Genomic DNA, 22,499 nt, shown 5'->3' on the forward strand with positions numbered 1-22,499 from the left:
AATTGGCTTGAACACCTATATTGTACCGCGTTAGGAGTCTTTTGGGTATAACCTTTGATGCACACCCGCATAGCGGGTGGTTTTTTGTTTCACACCTTCGGAGTGAAACGGACTAAAAGTCACATAACAAAAAAATGCACTCCAAAGGAGTGCATTACATCATTACTATTTTTAACTTATCTCGTCAAAGCTGAAAGCTGAATCTCTTACTTAACAACAATATTCACTAATTTATTAGGAACAGCAATCACTTTGATCACTTCTTTACCGGCGATCTCAGCTTGAACTTTGTCATTTGCTAGTGCTTCAGCTTCTAGTTGATCTTTCGGTAGGTCCTTAGCAACCATAAGTTTTGCTTTAACTTTACCTTTAATTTGGACGACAATTTCCACTTCGTTTTCAACCAGTTTGCTGTCATCCCAAACTGGCCATGCCACATGTGCTAGTGATTCTTCACTGCCTGTCACTTGAGACCAAAGTTCTTCACCCAAGTGAGGTGCGAATGGGGCAATTAATTGGATAAAGCCTTTGGCATAGTCGACAAATAGACTTTCCTCTTTATTGGCTGCATTAATGAAAATCATCAACTGAGCGATGGCTGTATTGAATTTCATGGATTCAATTTGTTCGGTAACAGCTTTAACTGTTTCGTGGTAAACCTTGTCCAAGGCTCCGCTATTCTCAGCCACCAAAGCCTTAGTCGTAATTAAACGGTAAACGCGGTCTAGGAACTTACGGCTACCTTCAAGACCTTCTTCAGACCAAGCGATTGAAGCATCCAATGGTCCCATGAACATTTCGTAAACACGAAGGGTATCAGCACCATACTGCTCAACAACATCATCAGGATTGACAACGTTTTTGAGGGATTTAGACATCTTAGCCGGAGCTTGTTCTAATTCTTCGCCAGTTTCCATATGGAAGAATGACCCGTCACGTTTTTCAACCTTATCGGTCGCCACAAGGGCACCACGGTGATCACGGTAACTAGTTCCCAAAATCATTCCTTGGTTAAAGAGTTTTTGGAATGGCTCTTTAGTTGGCACAACACCCAAATCATAGAGCACTTTATGCCAGAAACGAGCATAGAGCAAGTGAAGCACAGCATGTTCAGCACCACCCACGTAAATATCAACCGGCAACCATTGTTTCAACAATTCTGGATCTGCCAAAGCTTGGTCGTTTTTAGGGTCGATATAGCGTAAATAGTACCAGCTAGAACCAGCCCATTGTGGCATGGTATTGGTCTCGCGACGGCCTTTAACGCCGTCCTCGCGCGTCACTTCTAACCAATCAGTAAGATTAGCCAAAGGCGACTCACCAGTCCCTGAAGGTCGAATATCTTTAGTGACAGGAAGAATTAATGGTAGCTGATCTTCTGGTACAGCAGTTGAGGTCCCATCTTCCCAATGAATAATTGGAATTGGTTCACCCCAATAACGTTGACGTGAGAAGAGCCAGTCGCGGAGGCGGTAAGTGACTTTTTCATTACCCACTTGATTTTCTTCCAACCAAGCAACCATTTTGGCAATAGCTTCTTCCTTATTAAGTCCATTTAGGAAGTCAGAATTGATGTGCAAACCATCTTCAGTATAAGCTGCTTCTTGGACATTGCCGCCTTCTAAAACAGGAATGATATCTAGATTGAATTGCTTGGCAAATTCCCAGTCACGTTCATCATGGGCTGGTACAGCATGATGGCACCTGTACCATAGCTAGCAAGCACGTAGTCAGCAATCCAAATTGGCATTTCTTGTCCGTTGACAGGGTTAATGGCGTAACTACCAGTCCAAACACCTGTTTTTTCTTTAGCCAAATCAGTACGGGCTAAATCTGATTTCAGACTTGCTTGGCGTTTGTATTCTACCACGGCTTCAGCTTGCTCTTCTGTAGTGATGGCATCAACAAGCGCATGCTCTGGTGCAAGGACCGCATAAGTTGCTCCAAACAAGGTATCAGGACGAGTGGTAAAGACAGTGAAATTTTCCTCTGAATCTTTAACCGTAAATGTCACGTTAGCACCGACTGATTTGCCAATCCAGTTTCTTTGCATGTCCTTGATGGACTCAGGCCAATCCACTTCTTCAAGGTCTTCAAGAAGGCGTTCAGCATAGGCTGTGATTTTAAGCATCCATTGACGCATTGGTTTACGGACAACTGGATAGCCGCCACGTTCTGAAGTGCCATCAGGCAAGACTTCTTCATTGGCAATGGCTGTGCCAAGTTCTTCAACCCAGTTGACAGGAACTTCAGCTTCATAAGCCAAACCTTTTTCATAGAGTTTTGTGAAAATCCATTGTGTCCACTTGTAATAGTTTGGATCAGTCGTGTTCACCTCACGATCCCAGTCATAAGAAAAACCAAGTGCATTAATCTGACGCTTGAAGTTGGCAATGTTTTCGGCTGTAAATTCAGCTGGGTCATTACCAGTATCCATAGCATATTGTTCAGCTGGTAACCCAAAGGCATCCCAACCCATTGGATGAAGAACATTGTAGCCTTGAGAACGTTTGAAACGGCTCAAGATATCAGTTGCTGTATAGCCTTCTGGGTGACCAACGTGGAGACCAGCTCCTGAAGGATATGGAAACATATCTAAAGCATAAAATTTAGGTTTTGATGCGTCCATACCTGTTTTGAAAGTATGGTTTTTAGCCCAGTAGGCTTGCCATTTTGGCTCTATTTCTTTGTGATTATAAAAAGTCATATGGAATCTCCCATGTCAAAAAGTCTAGTTCTTTTTATTATAGCACGAATTAAGTGGTTAATAAATGGTCAATATGGCTATATCTGAGGTCTTTTGTAAAGAAAAAACGAGTCAATGACCCGTTTTCCTAAAATTAACCATCATTTCCCTTCAATGTCATCCTGACGAACGATTTGAATGTATTTATAGATGGAAACCTCTGACATGCGAAATGCCTCCGCTACCTTAGAAACGGCATCTTTCAAATCGAAGAAGCCTTTTTGATTGAGAAATTTCACAATGGCTAATTTTTCTGTTCTTGTTAAATTGTATTTGCGAAGAACTTTACCCTTGGCTTCTTTGGCAATTGTGGCTTCAATGAGATTTTCAGCCGTTGAATAGAAGTTTTCAGTGACCTCTTCTGTCATACTTACTGACTTCTCTTCTTTATTATCCATCAAGTCCTGCAGGCAGGATAGGCTTTCTTTGAATAAACTTTGCAACTGTTGCAACTTGCTCTTGTCCGCATTCATGCAAATCATCCCAACCAATTCGGCTTGCGCATTTTTGATAAAGAAACTAGAAGAATAGAGTTCCCGACCATTTATGGTTTTACTGCGATAATTGACAACATAGTCTTGCGTCAAATAGCGTTTGTCTTTTAAAACTTCAAAGACAAAATCGGTAGCAGGAGCACCAATTTCCCTGCCAGACAAATTATTCTTGATGTAAACCAAGGAATGATCAAAGCCTTGACTAAAGTCTTGCAAGACAATTTCTGTATCTTTACCTAGCATATCAGCTAAGAAATTAAGAATTGGAATATAATGTTTTACCATTGAATGCATAAGAACCTCCAATAATAGTTTTATCATATTCTAATCTAAATCTCAATTCTTTTTAGAATTACTGGCAAAGAAGTTCTTGAAGAGCTCTGGCATAAATAGCTGTCGTTTTGGCTAAATCCTCCAAATAGATATGTTCATCAGCTTGATGCATGCTATCTATGCGATGGGGAAAGAGGGCACCAAAACCTACTCCCTCAGGCATTAATCTTGCATAGGTGGCTCCACTGATAACCTGTTGGTAAGCCTCAAAACCCGTTTCCTCCTCATATATCTGCAAGAGTTTTTCAACCATGGGATGCTTGATATCCAGATAGTGGGGAGCATGCTTCTCTGTCAGTTCTACTTGGAGATTATGGATAGAAGCGTAACTTTCTAAGCTCTTCCTGATTCTTTCAATACGCGTCGTTTGCGGATAACGACAATCAATCAGGATATAGCCCCCATTTTCCCTAGCATAATGCAGATGCCAGGGTTAATACTAAGTTTTCCCATTAGCTGATCTTCAGAGTCGATACCTAAACGATCACCCTCAAAATCAAGATGCAGCTCTTGTCCTAGCAAGGTCAGAAAAGACTGTTCCGACGGACTAGCGAAAGGATAGTCCAATAGGAATTTAGCCAAATAGCTGGCCGCATTAATACCCTCTTGGACTTTTGAAGCATGAGCTGCTTTTCCTTGTAAATAAAGGGTAATGACATCCTCTTCAATCTCAATATCCCCCTTCAAACAGGGATTCTTGGCTAGAAAATAAGCAAAATCATCTTTTAAGTAATGCGCATGAGGACAGAAAATTCTTGCCTGAGCTTCTTGTGGAACCATGTTGACAACTAAACCGGCATCAAAGCTCAGCAACTGATAACTTGATTTTGACGTAATGTCAGCTCCCACAATAATCTTAATCTTGGCGTTCCCTTTTTCACCATTAACAATTGGAAAATAAGCATCCGGAACAATACCTTGCTTTGGTAAGGGAGAATGCTCTTGATAGTATTTCATACAGGTCCAATCCCGTTCTTCATCACTACCAACAATCATTTTGATTTTTTTCTGGTGGGAATAGCCCTGCTCCTTGAGCAGTTTCATAGCAAAAAGCATGGCCATCAAGGGACCCTTATCATCCAAGGCTCCGCGAGCAAAGAGTTTACCGTCTTCAATCAAGGGTTCAAAAGGAGGAGAATGCCAGCCCTGACCCGCTGGGACCACATCCACATGGGCCAGAATTCCAAATGCATCTTCTTCATCGCCCTCACCCCATGTTAAGACTGCTAGAAGATTGCCGACAAGTTCACAGTCAAAGCCATAGTCTCTGGCAATCTGACAAAAGGCTATAAGGGCTTCTTTAGCCCCCGGTCCCAGAGGACAGTCTTCAGTAGCCAAATTATCTTCTCTGACTGATGGAATCTGTAAGAGGGTAATCAAATCTCTTAGAAGTATGCTTTCTTCTTTTTCAATCAATTCTAGCCAATTTGGCTCTTTGTGCATTCTAACTCCTTTCCATCGTCTTCATCTGCTAAAGCTTGTTTTAAATCGACTATCAGATCTTCGCTATCCTCAATGCCGCAAGACAAGCGTAGCAAGGTGTCGCTAACTCCCTGCTCAGCTCTTTCCTCAGGAGTCAAACACGCATGAGACATGGTGGCAGGATGCGAAATAATGGACTCAACCCCTCCTAGACTGACCGCTAAAATGGGAATGGTCATTTTTTCAGTAAAGTTCTGAACAGCCTCTTTATCCTCCAGTTCAAAGGATAAAACTGCCCCACCATTTGTTGCTTGTTTTGCCTGAATCTGACAGGCCTCGGCATCTCCAATAGTTGGATAGTATAGTTTTTTAATCTTTGGATGCTTTGCTAGAAAGGCTGCGATGGCTTCCGCATTTTTAACCGCTTTGGCCATTCGAATCCCCATTGTTTTCATCCCTCGAAGAATCAACCAAGTATCTTGAATGCCTAAGACAGCACCAAAATTCTTTTGATAGAGTTGTAAACGCTCATAAATCTGATCATTATTGGTTGCTACCATGCCTGCGACAACATCACTATGACCATTCACAAACTTGGTCAGGCTCTCACAGACGATATCAACACCAAGAGCTAAAGGATTCTGATATAAAGCCGTCATATAGGTATTATCTGCTACTGTCAAAATGTTATCTTCTTTTGCCAAGATAACAAGTGCTTGGATGTCCGTCACTTTAAGGAGTGGATTTGATGGGGTTTCCAAATAAATCATTCTTGTCTTTGGACAAATGAGCGCCTTTACAGCTTCCAAATCCGTCATATCAACAAAAGAATAACGAATACCATAATGAGGCAATATCTCAGTCACAAATTGACAAGTCCCACCGTAAACTTCCTTAGGTAAAATCAAATGGTCACCTGCTTCTAAGAGCATAAGGACGGAAGATATAGCTGCCATCCCTGAAGAGAAAACCAAGGCGTGCTTACTCTTTTCTAGGGCAGCCATCCCTTCTTCCAAAGCATCTCTAGTTGGATTTGAAAAACGGCTGTATTGATAAGTCTGCTTTGGGCCATAGAGCTTCCGATTATGAAAGGTAGAGGTTTGATAGATGGGAATTGAAGCCACCCCCGTATGGGAATCTAGGACTGGATAATCATGTAGCAAAGCTGTATCAATCCCCATTTGCCACCTCCGCAATTACTTCGATTTCAACCAAAGCTCCCATAGGTAGCTCTTTTACAGCAAAAGCAGTTCTAGCAGGAAAAGATTCTTTAAAAAATCCTGAATAGACCTTATCAAAGGTCGGAAAATCCGAAATGGACTGTTAAAAAACAGTAACTTTAAGAATATCTTCCAGAGAGCTTCCATTATCTTCTAAAAGAGATTGAATGTTCTTCATAGACTGCTCTACTTGCCAAGCTATCGATTCTGGCTGATCGATTTGTCCAGCTAAGGGATTAATAGGTAATTGACCTGATGTCAAAATCAAGTTTCCAGATTGACTGGCAGGGGAATAAGCACCAACGGCTTTAGGAATGTGTTCACTTCTTAAACGTTTCATTTATTATCCTCTTTCTAGTCCTATTTTTTTAGTTTTATCTTGCTTTTATGCCAAATAAGCATGCCAATTGGCAAGATAACATAGCCGATAATCATGGCTGTGATGGCGAAGGTATTTGGTACCAGACTGCCATCTGGCCCTTGGACCGTGAATTGTTGCACCCAATTAAACTTATAGAGCAAGACCAGGGTAAAAAGCAGAGCCCCGATCGGAATCAGTAAATCTACCACTACATTCTTTGATACCCCTTTTAAGATTTCTCCCTTTTCTTTCCCAAAATAGAAAACAATAACCGCAAGTGGAACAATAATAAATTGGATGAAGCGGGAAATAGAGGAGAGAACGATGATACTTGTCATATTAAAGGCAAAAGCCATAGGGAGCAAAATGGCGATCCCAATGGTAACCATGAAGGCTGTGAGCGGGAAGCCCTTGTTGGTTCTTTTAGCAAAGATTTGGGGGATTTGTTTTTGAATAGCCATAGCTTCTAAGATACGTGGGGTATGGAAGGAAGCTGCGACATTAATACCAAACATGGAAATTAGGGCCCCTAGTATAATCAACATGCGGATGAAAGGATTGTCGAAAACATCGGCCAAGGCAACGACTTGAGTGGACTGAACGATTGCTTGAGGATTAACCATCATGCAATTCCGACAATGCCAATATAAATAACAGCAATGATGGCAATTGCTAAAGGAATGGCTCTAGGCAGGTTAACTTCAGGTTTCTCCATATCTTCAGAACCACTGGCTACACTTTCAAATCCTGTAAAGGCATAAAAAGGCAGCAATAATAGCCATAACCCAAGTCGATAAATCCATCTGCGAGCCAAGTGTTTGTCCACCAGCATCCTTTAGCTGACTGATGTTAGCAAAGTTATTGATGCCAAAGCCTAAAGTCAGGACTAGACCCACAGCAATAGTAATAACCAGTGCCCCTAGTTTACCAATTATCGATAAATTATTAATCCATTCAAAGAGCTTGGTTCCTGACAAATTGACCAACAAGAGCAAGGTCATCAAACAAATAAAACCAATGGTAATATTTCCGATATTGTTGCTGTCACACTTGATAATGGTTAGAACAGTCTTGACTACACCAGTCCCCATGACGCCCCAAGCGATACTAGCCGCAATATAACGGGTAATACCAACATAAAATCCTAAATCATCGCCAAAAGCTGCTTTGGTATAAGCATAGGCTGCACCGCCATTGGCAACATACTTAGCCGCAGCTGCAAAATCAATGGATTATTAGTCACCGGTAAAACTAAGGGAATTCCTCCATTTTTACTAATTGCAGACACGTAGTCTTCATTAACATACGAGCGATGATAACCAGGAAACATACCACCCTGATCCACAATAATGCTTGCAGAAATACCAATAATAGGAACTTTTTCTTTCGCCATATCCAACTACTTATAAATTATTATATTTTTATAAACATTTATAATTTCATTATACACATTTCTTTTTCTTTTTCAATCTTTTTATAATAAATTAGAAAAGTTGTTTAATTAAATTCAAATTTGTCGTTTTGAGAACAAAAAAACGAGCCTTAGACTCGTTTCTTATATCAAATTAGTTTTCTTTTTTCTTTTTAATAGAACCATAAGTCAGCATTGTTGAAGCGGCAACAATAGAAGCGGCGCTTGCAAGGAGAAGGTTATGCATGTCTTTTTCACCTGTTGAAGGTAAGATATGTCCTTTAACTGCTTTAGATGATGGCGCACTTGGCATACTTTGAGCACCTTTTGCCCCAAGTCCTTGTCCTTGACCTTTATGGTCTTCCTTAGCTTTATTTTCAGGAAGAGCTTGTTGGTCAGCTTCTTTTTGCTCAGGAAGTTCAGGTGTTTTAACATCCTTAACGTCTTCTTTAACTTTTCCTGCTTCTTCAGCCTTGCTTTCTTCTTCTGCCTTAGCCTTAGGCATCTTCGCTAAGATTTCATCGACCGTTTTTTCACTTTCGAGGTATTTGGCTAAATCTTTAGTTGCTTCTTTCTTAACGTTTTCTTTGAGGGACGGTAAGAGTTGACGCATTAACTCTTTAACACCTTCCACAGTTTTAGCCTTCTTAATGCGTTTCAAGTAGAATGAACTTGCACCATAGTTCTTCAAGCTTCTTCCGCTTCTTTTTGGGCATCTTCAAGTTCTTTAGCTTTATCATCTACTTCTTCCTTGGCTTGATCTGGTTCTAAATCAGCATCCTGCTCTTGACTAGCACTATTCTCAGGGTCCACTCCAGTAGCTGAATCAGTTTTTTCCTCACTAGCTTTCCCAGCCTCTGCATAGGGTACAAATTCCCAATTCCCAACAAGGTTGATGGCTTCGCCGTCTGCAGGTGCTTCAAACTCATCTCCAATATCACTTAGATCCAAGTTTTCATCTTTAGTAACTCGCATCCAACCTTTAAAATGCCACTCGCCAGCTAATGTCTTAATTGTAGTATCAATTTTTGGTAATTTGATTAGATCACCAGCTTGAGCATCAAAAGCTTTGGGAAGTGTGACTAAATGTCCCAAACTTTCTGGTAAATTGAAATCTTGTTGGTTAGCAAAAGTGTATGAGACATGAGATTTAACGCCCTTAACTTTTTCAAGCTTTCCAGCTTCTTCAAGTTTAGCTGCCTCTTTTGCTTTTACTTCTTCTTTTTCTTTTTTAGACAAAATTTGGGAAGTTTCTTTCTTATCCATTGAAGAACCATTTTCTAAAGAAGCTTTACTTACTATTTCGCTTTCTTTTCCAGAATTTGTTGCTCCTTGAGACTGTGCAGCACTTGTAACTTGTGATGCCGTATCATCTGCTGCGACGCTAGCACCTCCAATAATAAATGCAGCTGAGACGGATGCTAATCCACAAGCTGATTTACGGAGATAATATTTCATAAGTTTTTTGTCTTTCATTGCGACCTCTTTTTCTATAAAATTAGATTTTTCTAATCATAATCAATGATTATATTAATATTATTATAGAGTTAGTTTAAGATTAAGTCAAGATTAATTGCCGATATTTATATTTTAATTAGATTACAAAACGATATCAAAATTAAAACAAAAAAAAGCCTATTACCTCAAGGTAACAAGCTTTTTGGTTTTTAATCTTATATTAATTTTGAATTTCAGCAATTTGGTAAAGTTCAACTTCCGCAATGGTTTCTGAACCAAACATGTTCAACATTAATTTAACCTTGTTGTTTTCAATTTCCACAACACGGCCTTCTTGTCCCATAAAGGCACCATCAATAATTTGAACGACATCACCTTCTTTGATATTAGTATCAAAGACATCAATGGTTTGACCCATTGAAAGAAGGATTGCACGAATTTCTTCTTCAAGTAATGGGGTTGGTTTTGAACGGTTTCCGTGAGATCCAACGAAACCAGTTACGTTTGGCGTATTACGGACAACAAACCAGGCTTCATCAGTCATTACCATTTCCACTAGGACATAACCTGGGAAGCGATTTTCTTCAATCTCCTTTGTTTGACCGTTTTTCTCAACGTTTACGGTTTGGGTTGGGATTTCAACGCGTAAAATGTTATCTAACATATTGTATGTTTGAGCACGTTGCAAAAGATTTTCTTTGACTTTGTTTTCATAACCAGAATAGGTTTGAAGAACAAACCAACCTTTATCGAATGAATCTAACATATATTTTCCTTTCATCAGAAAAAAGCCTTAGGCGGCTTTTGGAATGATTTCGTTACTTTCATTATAGTCCAAGTCACCAGTCCTGTCAATGATTTGATTAGTTGACGCCAAAAGGCCGGAGTTTCTCCAGCCTTTCTTTTAATTATTGAAATAATTGATGATGTTTAAAACACCTTTTGATAATAATTGGTCAAAAATGAAAATGATGATAGTGAAAAATGCAGTGTATTCAAGTACTGCGATAAAATCTTTCCAACGTTGTTTTCGATTTGGCCAAGTTGTATCTTTTAGTAATCTAAAAATACCACTGATAAATCCCATCAGACTCTCCTAACGTGTTTCTTTGTGTAAAGTATATTTTTTACAATGCTTACAAAATTTATTAACTTCTAGTCGTGTCGGTTTAGGCGTGCTACTAACTCCAATAGAGTAGTTGCGGCTTCCACAATCGACACAGGCTAGGCTCGCTTTTTTCTGTGCCATATCGCCCTCCGTAGAGATATTCTAACACGAAATAGCTAAATGCGCAAGCTATTGAATATAGTCAACAATCCCATCCCATAGGCTTTTCGCCTTCTCTTTAAGGCCATAATTATTAACTGCATCAGAGATTGACTTGGAAGCTTCTTCTGCTGATTTCTTTAGCCCATCTATAATATCTTGTGAATTTTGAGCTACTTCCGAATTGCTTTCATTCACCCCGTAAACTGCAGAAATCCCATTAGCTGCATAGGCATTATCGACTTTAAATTGACTACCTTTTGTATAAGGAAGAATATAAGATGCTTGCGTACTGAAAATGGTTGACGCTGTCCCCGCACTTGAGCCATTCAAGTAATGATTTTCATCTGTTTTATTGAATCCAATCCATTGACTGATAACTACATCTGGTGTGTAGCCAATAACCCATTGGTCTCCAGATAAATCAGGGTTAAAATCTGTTTCGGTTGTGCCTGTCTTACCAGCTAAAGTATAACCGTAAACATTGGCGTTAACTGCCGAACCATTTGAAAAGGTCCCTAGCATCATACTAGTCATCTTATCAGCAACTGTCTGACTAATCACGCGCTTAGACTGATCAGAATGTACCTTAATGACTTTACCACTAGCTGATTCAATCTTGGTAATGAAATGAGCCGTATGCATAACACCTTTGTTAGCAAAAGCTGAATAGGCTTGGGCCATTTCCAAAGGATTAGTCGTAACGCTACCGCCAAGGGCGATTCCTAATTCTTTATTTGAGGAATCCATGTCTAAACCAAATTTGTTACCATAGGCCACAGCCTTGTCAATCCCCAATTCTTTTACGGTAGCAACCGCTGGAATGTTGTAGGAATTAGCTAGCGCCTGGTACATTGGCACATCCTCGGACTCATAATTACCATAGTTATGAGGTTTATAGCCACCAAAATCACGAATGGTATTTGGTAATTCTTTATTAATTGACCAGCCCGAAGCAACCGCTGGAGTATAAACAATCAAAGGCTTAATGGAGGAAGCAGGACTTCGCTTAGCTTGTGTCGCATAGTTGAAACTCCGGAACTCTTGCTTACCATCAGCATTAACCCGTCCAACCAAACCACGAACACCACCCGTCTTAGGATCCAAAGCGACACTGGCACCCTGAGCACTAGTCCCATCATAATCTGATACCGGGAAAAGACTAGCCGTGTTGAAAGTCGTCTGCATACCCGTTTGATAGTTTTGGTCTAATTCCGTATAAATTTTATAACCGTTATTAACCAAATCTTTTTCCGAAATACCATAAGTAGTAATGGCCTCGTCGATCACAGCATCAAAGTAAGAGGGATACTTGTAGTCATCTGATTTACCAACATAGGTGTCAGCAAGCCGATCCCCAATCCCAATGGCTTTTGCTTGGTCTGCTTCTTGCTGGGAAATTTTCCCCGCATCAACCATGGCATACAAGACTGTATTACGACGATCAGTGGCATTTTTAACTGAATAGATAGGGTTATAAATTTCTGGTCCTTTAAGCATACCTGCCAAAGTCGCCGCCTCACCAAGCGTTAAATTAGCTGCGCTTGTGCCAAAGTACTTCTGACTGGCGTCCTCGACGCCCCAAACCCCATTCCCAAAGTAAGAATTATTGAGGTACATAGCCAAAATTTCTTTTTTACTATATTTTTTGGTTAGCTCCAAAGCAAGGAAAAATTCACGCGCTTTCCGCTTGATAGTTTGATCTTGTGATAAATAAGCGTTTTTAGCTAACTGTTGGGTAATGGTCGATCCACCCCCAAAATGCCCAGCTGTAACAACAGCTAAAAGGAAGCGATTAAAGTTTATCCCTTTATTTTCATAAAAAGTTCTATCCTCTGTTGCAATAACAGCATTTTCTAAGTTATCTGAGATAGCATCCAGTTCAACATAAGTCCCCTTTTGTCCAGAAAGACTACCTGCATATTCAGCTTTATTATCATAAATGATAGTTGTCGCTTTTAAGGCATTCTGTAAATCGGAAACTTTAGCTGTTTTGGACAAATAGAAGAGGTAAGAACCTGTTAGTAAAACAAAAGTCCCAATAACAATTAAAAGAATCTTACCAATATGATAACGACGCCAAAAACGCCTAATAGGATGTTGCGGCGAAGGCAAAATAGCTTCCAATTTCCGCTTCCAATTAGGCCCTGGTTTACTCGTATCATCGACAGCACGACGGCGTTGATATGCTGAACTTTGGGCTTGCTCATAAGAGACTGATTCTTCCCCAACGCTAGTGTCGCCATTCGCTTCCTCTTGATACTTATTCATTTCTTTTTGTTTCTGTTTTTCCTCATACTTACCAGGGAAAAACTTCTTTTCAAGTAATTCTAAAAATGTCATAGAGATATTATACCACTATGAAATGGCAACTTCTAGTTTGAAGTGGTTTGGATAGGTTTCGAGTAAGCAATCCCGTCAACTTGAAAGAGTAATCCTTCTGGTCCCCCATCATGAGCAAATTCTGTCTGAATCGATTTTCGCGCTGGGTATTTGCCCTTGAAACGTTCCTTAATCACTTTCTCCATGACTGGAACATTCCAAACATCGCGGAAAAGACAATCCATCTTTACGACAGCTTCTAAGGTTAGGCCAACCAAACCTAAACGACGCTCCATTTCATCAAAGGCACCATTAATTTGTTCTTCTACTGGTTGACCAATATTACCTGTACAATAATTGAGAAAATAGAAATCCCCTGCTTCAACTAAACCGGTATGGGCACATTCCTCATTGACATCATAACGCCGAATACTTTTCATATTTTTTCCCTTTTTTCATAAAATTAATTTCACCATATTATATCAATTTCTAGGGGAATCGAATATTAAAAATAGTTTAAATGATAACTTTTATCTTAAAAAATGATTAACCCTGTAATAAAACCTTTAAAGGCGTAAAAGTGAGGAATCAAAATTGCCCTCAAAAATGATATAATATGTCTAAAGAAAATATCTATAGAAAGAATGGGTAAAGCAAATGAATCGATTCGATGCCTTTAAAGAAACATTGTCCTCTGAAAGTTTAAAAGCCATCTATGATGAAACAAAATTAGAAGTTGCTAACGAGGAGTTAGAAGGAACTGAGGCTTTCTCTGCAGCTCTTGCTACACAAATGGCTGTTAATCTACTAGAAAAATATCATGACTGGCTCAATGAAAATCCAAAATAATGCAAAAGGTAGTTTTACAGTCAGTTTTGAGAGTCCCTTTCCCCGAGTAACCGTCAAGGAACTCCTAGAAGAAAAACTCTTAATTCCACGTAAAATTAGGCATTTTCTGCGTACTAAGAAACATTTTCAGATTAATCATCAAGTAATTAACTGGCAGTGCTGGGTGGAAAAAGGCGATGACGTTACCTTAACATTTGATCAAGAAGATTACCCTAGCAAGACCATTCCGTTTGGCGATGCCCGATTGGTTGACTGCTTATACCAAGATGACCACTTAATTGTGGTCAATAAAGCTGAAGGTATGAAGACGCATGGCAACGAACCAAATGAATTAGCCTTGCTCAACCATGTTTCTGCCTATGTTGGTCAAACCTGCTATGTCATTCATCGTTTGGATATGGAGACAAGCGGAGCCATCATCTTTGCCAAGAATCCTTTTATTCTTCCCATTATGAATCGTCTCCTGGAAGACCGTGCGATTGGCAGGGACTACTGGGCTTTGGCTAATGGGACGATGACAAACAAGGACCAAGTCATAAACTTCCCTATTGGGCGCCACCGCCATGACCGAAGAAAACGCATCGTCGATTTTAAAAATGGACAAAGAGCAGTCACCCAGGTCAAAGTGCTTAAAACATTTGACAGCGGAGCTAGTTTGGTCAATTGTCGCCTCAAAACAGGACGAACCCATCAGATTCGTGTGCATTTAAGTCATCTAGGGCACCCAATAGTTGGCGACCCACTCTATAACCAAGCTAATAATAGAGGCCGTCTCATGCTTCATGCCCATCGGCTCTATTTCAGACACCCATTAACCTTAGAGGATATTAGTGTCAATGCAAAATCTGAATCATTTGAAAAAAGACTCCCTTAGGAGTCCTCTTTTTATTCTCTTTTTAATGTTAATCCTGGTAATGGTTTGCTGTAATCAAATTCCTGATCACTGCCTGTTTGCCAGATTATAGGCGTTATAGTATCCCCTTCGACCCGAACACCATAATCATATTTAATATTCATCCCACCGATGCCGCCACCAACAACCATAATTTCACCATTTCCAGAAGAGAAGCTTAGACGGTAGTCGCCTTCTGATTTTTCTTCAGACTTGCTGATTTTAGCAGTTGTGGTCTCATCTTTTTTCTTCGGATCCTTATAATCCTTTTTACGGGTTACAGTACCGTCTTCCCCAAATGTCAAAGTATAGGTGATGTCATCTTTAGTTCCTGTCCAAGTGCCAACTAATCCTTTAGGAAGTAGAGATGGCGCTTTTACTTCATTTTTCTCATTGACAACTGTTATATTCTTAACACCCGCCTCACTGACAATATACTTATCACCCGATTTCTTCAAGGTCATTTTACCATTAATATCTTGAGTAATATGACCAGAGGAGCCCTTAGCTGGATCTGTAGATTTGTCATAGCCGTAGTCATAAGTTGCCGAAAAATCGACCAAATAGGATTCTTTACCAACTTGGGTCACATTATTGAGGACAACATTTGGAATAGCAAAACTTGAGGCCTTTCGACTATCTGTTTCCAACTTGGCTTTAACACTTTCTTTCAAGCCTTTATAAAAAGCATTATTAGTCCCATTTTCAAAAACATCGTTCAAGCTAGCAGAATCCTGAAGATTACTTGTGTAAATCATTAACTGATCAAAAGCCGATAAGAGATACTGACCTGCTTTTTCAGCAGAAAGTAAATTATCCACATCTAGCTTCACTTCCGAACTATCTTTGATTTGGTCTAGAGGCATTTTTTTCGAAGAGACGTCACCATCTGGGAAGTTCTTTTTGACATAGGCTTGCGCTGCATGCGTTACTGGGTAGTCTTCAACCTTGTAAGTACCTTCTTTCAAGCTTCCAATCCGACTGTCGTCGAAATACAATTCACCATCTGTTAGATTACTTGAAACGGTAAAATTCATAAAGGTTACGGATAAATCGAGGACTTTATTTTTACCATCATAAGTCTTACTAATTTCAACATCTCTACCCTTGTATTTGCCATTGATGCTTGCTTTATAATCAGCAATTGGCAAGCGTTTCAATTCTGTTGAGAACTTATCCGAATTTGATCTTGTCACAAATTTTTGATTAAGGAGAATATCTTCATCAGGTAAATTGGTCTTAATAGTTAAAGACATGGGTTTCATGGCAATATGATAGTCCGGGAAAATACCAAAATGACGTCCTGTCGATACCAAATATTGGTCATCTGATTGATCTGCAGATTTAAGTGCTTCCTTGACTTCCTGTATTTGGGATTTTTCTAAACGCGAGAATTCAGCAAAGCTTGCCTCATCATTAGTTATGGTTTCTTTTGTGTCTGACCAAACCAAGTATTCTTTAATATTTTCAAACACTGGTCCTGAGTTTTGACTTCTAGCTTTAACATAGCGATCAATAACACTATTTTTAGAGTAATAAAAACCTCCTAAAGCTAGAATACTAATGATAAAGAGAGCAAAAATGGTTAGGGTTACTTTGACCCACCTTTTTTTGAAAAAGTTCTTCATAAACTTACCCTTTCTCTGTAACTTGTTCTTCATTATACCAAATTTCTATTTGTTTTACTTTTCCTAAGAGAAAAAAGAAGATGATTAAAGTTGCAAAATTCTTTAAAAATTTAGATAAATTACATTTTCACATTGCTTCAAAAAATGATTGAATTTCTCTTGCGTCTAGCATATAATAACTTTGGAAGCGCCTACATTTTATGGAGGTTAGTTATGAACAACAAGAAATTTACTCTAGCAACAGTGACTGTTATGACAGCATTGGCTTGCTACTCATCTGCGGAAGCATGTACAGGTTTTATCATTGGTAAAAACCTGACTACCGACGGATCGACTCTATTTGGTCGAACTGAAGACTTAGAACCAAACCACAATAAGACTTTCTTAGTTCGTCCTGCTAAAGACAACAAAGCTGGTGAAAAATGGAAAGATCAAGCGAATGGTTTTGAATACCCATTACCAAGTCACTCTTTCAAATACACTGCTGTTCCTGACGTAACACCTAAATATGGTGTTTACGATGAAGCTGGTATCAACGAACATGGGGTTTCCATGTCAGCAACTGTATCTGCTTCAGCCAATGATAAGATTTTAGAAAAAGACCCATATGTTGAAGATGGTCTTGCAGAATCTTCTATCACTTCAGTTGTTTTACCAAGTGTTAAAACTGCTAAAGAAGGTATTGAACTGATTGCTAAAATCGTCAAAGAAAAAGGCTCTGCGGAAGGAAATATCCTAACTCTTGCCGACAAAGATGGTATCTGGTACATGGAAATTCTGTCAGGGCACCAATATGTCGCTATTAAATTCCCAGACGATAAATTTGCTGTTTTCCCTAATACTTTCTACTTAGGGCATGTCAATTTCGACGATAAAGAAAACACCATCGCTTCTGACGGTGTCGAAAAATTAGCGAAAGATGCTGGCACATTTAAGGAAGTTGACGGTCAATTCCACATTGCTCAATCATACAATCCAAAAATGGCTGATGCCAACCGTTCACGCGTTTACTCTGGTATTAAATCTTTAGATCCTGATTCAAAAGTAACTTATAAAGACGACAACTACGAATTATTGCAAAGCACTGATAAAAAATTCTCATTAGAAGATGCTATCAAATTACAACGTAACCGTTTTGAAGGCTTAGAATTAAAACCTTTAGACCAAATGGAATTAGATGGTAAGGGTAAACCTAAATCAAAAGATGCTGTTAAAGGTTATGCTTATCCAATCTCTAATCCAAACGTTATGGAAGCACATGTCTTCCAATTAAAAGATGATATTCCTGCTGAAATGGGTGGCGGCGTCATGTGGTTATCTATTGGTAGCCCAAGAAATGCACCTTACTTACCATATTTAGGAAATATTAGCCAAACTTACAAAGCCTACCAAGAAGACAGCACTAAGTACAACAAAGATTCTTGGTACTGGACTGTTTCACACATCAACGATATGGTGGCAGCAAATCCTAAGAAATTTGGCACAAAAGTCATTGATGAAGTGAAAAGTCTTGAAAAAAATTGGATGACTGAACAAGAAACAACTAACAAAGAAGTTGCTGAGTTAGTGACAAGTGATCCAAAAGCCGCTCAAGAAAAAGCTGATAAAGCATCTATGGACAGAGCTGAAAAAACCTTCAAACGCTTAAAAGAAATTGAAGCTAAGTTGGAAAAACAAAGTCCAAAAAAAGATAAAAAAGCTAAAAATTAAGTCTAATCCATAAAATCGAAGGTTTAAGAAAAAATTTCTTAAGCCTTCTTTTTATAGAGCAAAAACGCTCCTGAATAAATCAGGAGTGTTTTACTAATTATTTTTCTTCTTTTTTCTTGAGTCCTAAACCTAAGCCAATGACTAAGGCACTTGACATCAGCGTTACAAGTAGATTTTGGTCATCCCCAGTTGTCGGAAGGCTTTCTTTTGGAGCTTGAACAGCTTCAACTTTCACACTTGTCTGAACTGGAGCTTTAACCGCTACAACTTTAACAGTTGGAGCCGGTTTACTTTCTACAGGTTTTGTTACTTCTGGTTCTGGAGTAACTACTAGGTCTTCTTTTGTTCCACGCGCAATCACCTGATCAACAGCAGCGATAACAATTGTTGGATCATTGTAAACAATAGTTTCAAAACGGCTATTAACACCATCTTCAATAAAGTTAAATGATTTAACTGTCGCCAAAGTCGTTCCGAGACTTCCAGCTACAATAACTTTTTCTTGCCCTTCAGCTAATGTTGGATCTTCAACATATTGTGTGTTATAGGCAAGTTCACCTGTCTTAGAAGCACCAACCTTATAACCTACAAGCATTGGACGGACGGTAGAAATTGTTGATTGACTTGTTGAGCTAGATAATGCACCTGTTACTGGATCAACAGTATAACTTGTAGTTGTTCTAACAATACCATCTTGACCAGCATCCAGTACTTTAACTTGCCAATCAGCTAGTGAGTTATCGGTAATTTCTTTATAAACAATAGTCTTAGCTTCAACAGAGTCACTAATATCACTTTGAGCACCTACTGCAATCACTTGATCCTGAGCAGCAAGTACAACTGGATCTGAGTAAACAATGTTTGCAAAATGACTATTAGCACCATCTTGGATAAAGTCAAAGGATTGTACAGAAATGGTTGATGTACCATTCTGACCTGGACTGGTTACCTGTTGTTGTCCTCTAGCTAAGTTAGTATCTGCAACATAACGAGTCTTATAAGCAATGTTAGTTACTTTATCTGAACCCATACGATATTGAACAACCATTGGAGTCATTGCAGTAACTACTGTTTCAGTAACTGAAGGCGTTACTTCCCCTGTCACTGGATTAACCGTATAGGTAGTCGTAGTTCTAGTCAAACCATCTTGACCTTGACTGACAACCTTAACTTCCCATTCAGATAGTGAATTATCTGTAACTTCTTGATAAACAACTGTCTTCGTTTGAGCTTGATCACTGACAACTGTTTGTGTTCCTTTAGCAATAACTTTATTGATAACTTGTGGATTTGTCACTTCATTATATTGAATATTTTCAAAACGACTGTTTGCGCCATCTTGAACAAAGTTATATGAAGCTACAGATTTCGTGACAAGACCATCTTGACCTTCTGTCACAACTTTTTCAGTGCCATATGGAATCGAATTATCTGCCACGTACTCAGTCGCAAAAGGCACTGTTGTTGTTTGTGTACTACCAACTTTATAGCGAACAATCATTGGACGCATTTCCGTTACTGTGGTCTCTACAACTGTCGGTGTTACAGCACCAGTTACAGGATCAACAGTAAATGTTGTAGTTGTACGGTTTAAACCATCTTGTCCAGCATCAGCAATCTCTACTTGCCAATCAGCTAATGAATTATCTCTAACTTCTTGATAAATAACTGTTTTAGCAACTTGCGTATCTTGAACTTGAGTACCAGCTCCAACAGCAATGACACAATCCTGAGCCGCAACGACAACTGGACTGCTATAAACAATGTTTGCAAAACGACTATTGGCACCATCTTGTACAAAATCGTAAGATTGAACTGTTACAGTTGATGTTCCATCTTGACCAGGTGTCACCACTACTTGGCTACCACTTGGTAAATTAGGATCAAGAACATAGCGTGTTTGATAAGCAACAGGTGTAACCTGTGCTGTTCCAGCTTGATATTGAACAATCATTGGACGCATTGCTGTTACAGTTGTCTCTGTCGTTGACGGTGTAATCACACCAGTTGTTGCATCTATGGTGTAAGTAGTCGTTGTTCTTACCAGACCATATTGTCCAGCATCAAGAACTTTGATTTGCCAATCGCCAAGAGAACCATCTTTAACTTCTTGGTAAATAATAGTCATCGCAACTTGCTTGTCAACAACAGTTGGTTGAATCCCCTTAGTAATGACTTGGTCTTGAGCAGGGCTAGAAGAAATAATGGTATCTGTTCCAACCAATTGATTATTGGCATCAAGGCATAAGTCGTGCGAACCGTTTGACTTCCTTCAACACCAGGTGTGACAACATTTGTTTGACCTGTTGGATCATAAGCCATATTAGTATCTCCAACATAAACTGTCTTATAAGCCGTTGTCGTTGTTGTTTCAGTAGGCATTGCGCCATAAATCACTTTACCATTAACAGGCGCTGTTGTTGTCGTTGTTGTTTGGTAGGCAACGACAGTTGCTGTTCTCGGGTATTCAAATAGTTTGTTATAAAGACTAGCAAAATAGTATTCCGCTGCAGCGAATGGGCTATATCCTGTACCGTTGCCTGGATCATAGGCATCTCCAGTATATGGGTTTGCAAGATAGGTCGCATAAGGAGTACCGAAGAGCTTATGCATCATGTATTCACTTAAACCTTCAGCAAAGGCTTCTTCACTGTTGTCACGGTAGTAAGACCAAACATCTGGGCGATCAAAATAAGTATGATAAACATCTAAGAACTCTGCTGTGTCAGAAAAAGCCATAACAGTATCTAAAGTATTATCAGTATTGCGATCACTTGTCTCAACATACAATCCACTCTTGAAATCAATGATGTGCGTCATTTCATGCAAGACAGTTGTGATTAAATCCGTGTTGCTTGCTTCATATTTTAAAGCAATGGATTGGTCTGCTGAGTTTGATAGTCCCAGCGTACCAGTACCCATTCCAGGAATTTCGCCGTCATAAATAACAAGACTGGCGATAATCCGTTGCACTTCAGATGGAAGGGCTTGTAAGCGAGCTTCAAAATCAGCTTTTTGGGTGTCAGACATAGTGGTATGACTGTAATCAATATCGATTTTAACACTATCACGATAAGAATTGTAACGGCGAGTTAAAGAATCAAATTGACGTGTCATCAAATCATAATCTGCTTGTTGTGCACTTGTCAAAGTACCCATTGCAACTAACTGATTATAGGCTAATTGGGCTCTTAAATAATCTGCTTTAATATCAGCATAAAAAGCATCATTGATAATATTGCTACTGTTATATCGTAAGAAGTCATCAGCTGAAGTGGCTAGATCTTCCGGAACCATCTCTATACCGTAGTCTTGGGCAGAGGTATTCCACAAATCTTCTTTACTTGCATCTAAAAGACGTGTATAAAAAGCATTATCATCTGATAGCCCTGTCACGGCCCTTAATTGAGCATTATTTGGATCCAACATCTCACTCGTAACCGGACGAATGACTTGTTGTTGAGTTGTAGTTCCGTCAGGATTAGTAACCGTAATATAATCATACATGTAGTTTTCTGCATATTGAGCGTACTCACGAACAGTCGATTCAGAGGTGTTGAAATCTGATGTTAATTTTGGCATTGGAACAAAGAGTTTATCAATGGCAATACGATCACTTGGTAATGCTTGAGTTGTATCAACATGATAAAAAGGAGTATCAATCCACTTGTAGCCCTCTGAATTAACAGCTGGACTTACAGGTGCTGTTGTTTCCGTTTGAATCTTATTTGTTGTTGTAGTTGTTGTTTTTCCATCAACGGCAGGAATAATTACATCCGTACCAACCGGCTTTGTCACATCGATGCTATATTCTGTCGTTGCAGGAATAACATTTGTAACAGTTGTTGTCGGTTTAGTACCAAGAACAATGACAGTTTCAGTTGGTTCAATCCGTTGAACAGTAATGACTGGATTACCGTTAGCATCCAATGTTCCTGTATTTGTGGTAATTAGTTTTCCATCAACACCTTGTGTTTGCACTTGACGGTAGCCGACTGCTTGAGTATCATCAGCAACATAACGGATTGGACTCTGAATAACTGTTTCGGTTACTGAAGGGGTTGTTGATACTGCTAAACTAACAGCCGGTGAAAGAGTACTTGAAGCGGTTGTTGTATCTACTGCAGTTGGAGCTGTCACAGCTGCTGCCTCTTTAACAACTTCGGTAACAGGTGCAGCTTCTGTCACAAGACTCGTATTTGTTGCTTGTGGAGTAACCGCACTTGTTTCTTCAGCGCTTGCTACTTGAGTTGTCAGCATCACCCCTAATAAGACACTACCAACTCCTAGTACCGTTTTACGGATACTAAAAATCTCTTTTTTGTTTGTAAACATTATTTCTCTTCTCTCCTTGTAGCCTAAAATCATATTTTCGACAATGTAACC

Annotated in this window: 19 protein-coding genes and 3 pseudogenes; 3 read left to right on the forward strand and 19 right to left on the reverse strand. The window is 39.3% G+C overall.

All coding sequences use genetic code 11. The annotated features are described in order from the left end of the window. Window positions 1–206: 206 nt before the first annotated feature. The 16 genes and pseudogenes from leuS to AT575_RS09385 form a co-directional block, all read right to left on the reverse strand. Window positions 207–2,707 (reverse strand): annotated as a pseudogene (gene leuS, locus AT575_RS09320) (leucine--tRNA ligase). Between the two features lie 140 nt (window positions 2,708–2,847). After that, window positions 2,848–3,534, reverse strand: coding sequence for a helix-turn-helix transcriptional regulator (locus tag AT575_RS09325; protein ID WP_102778096.1), 687 nt, complete (start codon window positions 3,532–3,534; stop codon window positions 2,848–2,850). Window positions 3,535–3,592: 58 nt separating this feature from the next. Continuing rightward, window positions 3,593–3,997: a M20/M25/M40 family metallo-hydrolase gene (locus AT575_RS11110; protein WP_425444832.1), complete on the reverse strand. Its 405-nt coding sequence runs from the start codon at window positions 3,995–3,997 to the stop codon at window positions 3,593–3,595. Beyond that, window positions 3,961–5,016 carry a Sapep family Mn(2+)-dependent dipeptidase gene (locus AT575_RS09330; RefSeq protein WP_245871539.1) on the reverse strand — a complete coding sequence of 352 codons (1,056 nt, stop codon included), beginning with the start codon at window positions 5,014–5,016 and terminating at the stop codon, window positions 3,961–3,963. Before AT575_RS09330 ends, AT575_RS11110 begins: the two co-directional genes overlap by 37 nt. Continuing rightward, on the reverse strand, window positions 4,992–6,176 hold the full coding sequence (locus AT575_RS09335) for a trans-sulfuration enzyme family protein (RefSeq protein WP_102778097.1): 1,185 nt from the start codon (window positions 6,174–6,176) through the stop codon (window positions 4,992–4,994). Before AT575_RS09335 ends, AT575_RS09330 begins: the two co-directional genes overlap by 25 nt. After that, window positions 6,166–6,555 (reverse strand): annotated as a pseudogene (locus AT575_RS09340) (RidA family protein). The gene AT575_RS09335 and the pseudogene AT575_RS09340 overlap by 11 nt, the downstream one beginning before the upstream one ends. A gap of 20 nt (window positions 6,556–6,575) precedes the next feature. After that, window positions 6,576–7,202 carry an amino acid permease gene (locus AT575_RS11025; protein ID WP_281254371.1) on the reverse strand — a complete coding sequence of 209 codons (627 nt, stop codon included), beginning with the start codon at window positions 7,200–7,202 and terminating at the stop codon, window positions 6,576–6,578. After that, window positions 7,199–7,805, reverse strand: a pseudogene (locus AT575_RS11030) (amino acid permease). The gene AT575_RS11025 and the pseudogene AT575_RS11030 overlap by 4 nt, the downstream one beginning before the upstream one ends. After that, window positions 7,721–7,969, reverse strand: coding sequence for a gamma-glutamyl-gamma-aminobutyrate hydrolase family protein (locus AT575_RS09350; RefSeq protein ID WP_245871540.1), 249 nt, complete (start codon window positions 7,967–7,969; stop codon window positions 7,721–7,723). Before AT575_RS09350 ends, AT575_RS11030 begins: the two are co-directional and overlap by 85 nt. 172 nt (window positions 7,970–8,141) lie before the next feature. After that, window positions 8,142–8,678, reverse strand: coding sequence for an albumin-binding GA domain-containing protein (locus tag AT575_RS09355; RefSeq protein WP_102778098.1), 537 nt, complete (start codon window positions 8,676–8,678; stop codon window positions 8,142–8,144). Further along, window positions 8,675–9,463, reverse strand: a complete 789-nt coding sequence (locus AT575_RS10920; protein ID WP_102778099.1) for a YSIRK-type signal peptide-containing protein — start codon at window positions 9,461–9,463, stop codon at window positions 8,675–8,677. Before AT575_RS10920 ends, AT575_RS09355 begins: the two co-directional genes overlap by 4 nt. A gap of 202 nt (window positions 9,464–9,665) precedes the next feature. Continuing rightward, a complete protein-coding gene (gene nusG / locus AT575_RS09365) occupies window positions 9,666–10,211 on the reverse strand; it encodes a transcription termination/antitermination protein NusG (protein WP_102778100.1) in 546 nt (181 codons plus the stop codon). 138 nt (window positions 10,212–10,349) lie between these two features. Then, entirely contained in the window at window positions 10,350–10,532 is a 183-nt protein-coding gene (secE, locus tag AT575_RS09370) for a preprotein translocase subunit SecE (RefSeq protein WP_071794111.1), read from the reverse strand. A 9-nt stretch (window positions 10,533–10,541) separates the two neighbouring features. Beyond that, complete coding sequence (gene rpmG, locus AT575_RS09375) at window positions 10,542–10,694, reverse strand: 50S ribosomal protein L33 (protein ID WP_071794113.1); 153 nt, start codon at window positions 10,692–10,694, stop codon at window positions 10,542–10,544. Window positions 10,695–10,742: 48 nt separating this feature from the next. Further along, window positions 10,743–13,055 carry a penicillin-binding protein PBP2A gene (pbp2a, locus tag AT575_RS09380; RefSeq protein ID WP_102778101.1) on the reverse strand — a complete coding sequence of 771 codons (2,313 nt, stop codon included), beginning with the start codon at window positions 13,053–13,055 and terminating at the stop codon, window positions 10,743–10,745. 32 nt (window positions 13,056–13,087) lie between these two features. Next, entirely contained in the window at window positions 13,088–13,474 is a 387-nt protein-coding gene (locus AT575_RS09385) for a RidA family protein (protein WP_102778102.1), read from the reverse strand. A gap of 217 nt (window positions 13,475–13,691) precedes the next feature. Between AT575_RS09385 and AT575_RS09390 the strand changes: the two genes are divergently transcribed. Then, window positions 13,692–13,883, forward strand: coding sequence for a hypothetical protein (locus tag AT575_RS09390; protein WP_071794119.1), 192 nt, complete (start codon window positions 13,692–13,694; stop codon window positions 13,881–13,883). After that, a complete protein-coding gene (locus tag AT575_RS09395) occupies window positions 13,867–14,757 on the forward strand; it encodes an RluA family pseudouridine synthase (RefSeq protein ID WP_102778178.1) in 891 nt (296 codons plus the stop codon). Before AT575_RS09390 ends, AT575_RS09395 begins: the two co-directional genes overlap by 17 nt. Window positions 14,758–14,768: 11 nt before the next feature. Here AT575_RS09395 and AT575_RS09400 read toward each other — a convergent pair whose 3' ends face one another. Next, window positions 14,769–16,403, reverse strand: a complete 1,635-nt coding sequence (locus AT575_RS09400; protein WP_102778103.1) for a zinc ribbon domain-containing protein — start codon at window positions 16,401–16,403, stop codon at window positions 14,769–14,771. A gap of 213 nt (window positions 16,404–16,616) precedes the next feature. On the opposite strand from AT575_RS09400, the gene AT575_RS09405 reads away from it, so the two are divergent. Then, window positions 16,617–18,113, forward strand: a complete 1,497-nt coding sequence (locus tag AT575_RS09405) for a C69 family dipeptidase (protein WP_102778104.1) — start codon at window positions 16,617–16,619, stop codon at window positions 18,111–18,113. 97 nt (window positions 18,114–18,210) lie between these two features. Here the strand turns inward: AT575_RS09405 and AT575_RS10925 are convergent, their stop codons facing one another. Continuing rightward, on the reverse strand, window positions 18,211–20,337 hold the full coding sequence (locus tag AT575_RS10925; protein ID WP_245871541.1) for a G5 domain-containing protein: 2,127 nt from the start codon (window positions 20,335–20,337) through the stop codon (window positions 18,211–18,213). Beyond that, entirely contained in the window at window positions 20,238–22,448 is a 2,211-nt protein-coding gene (locus AT575_RS09425; RefSeq protein ID WP_245871542.1) for a YSIRK-type signal peptide-containing protein, read from the reverse strand. The genes AT575_RS10925 and AT575_RS09425 overlap by 100 nt, the downstream gene beginning before the upstream one ends. Window positions 22,449–22,499: the final 51 nt, after the last annotated feature.

Source organism: Streptococcus penaeicida (assembly GCF_002887775.1).
In the GTDB taxonomy this organism is placed as follows: domain Bacteria; phylum Bacillota; class Bacilli; order Lactobacillales; family Streptococcaceae; genus Streptococcus; species Streptococcus penaeicida.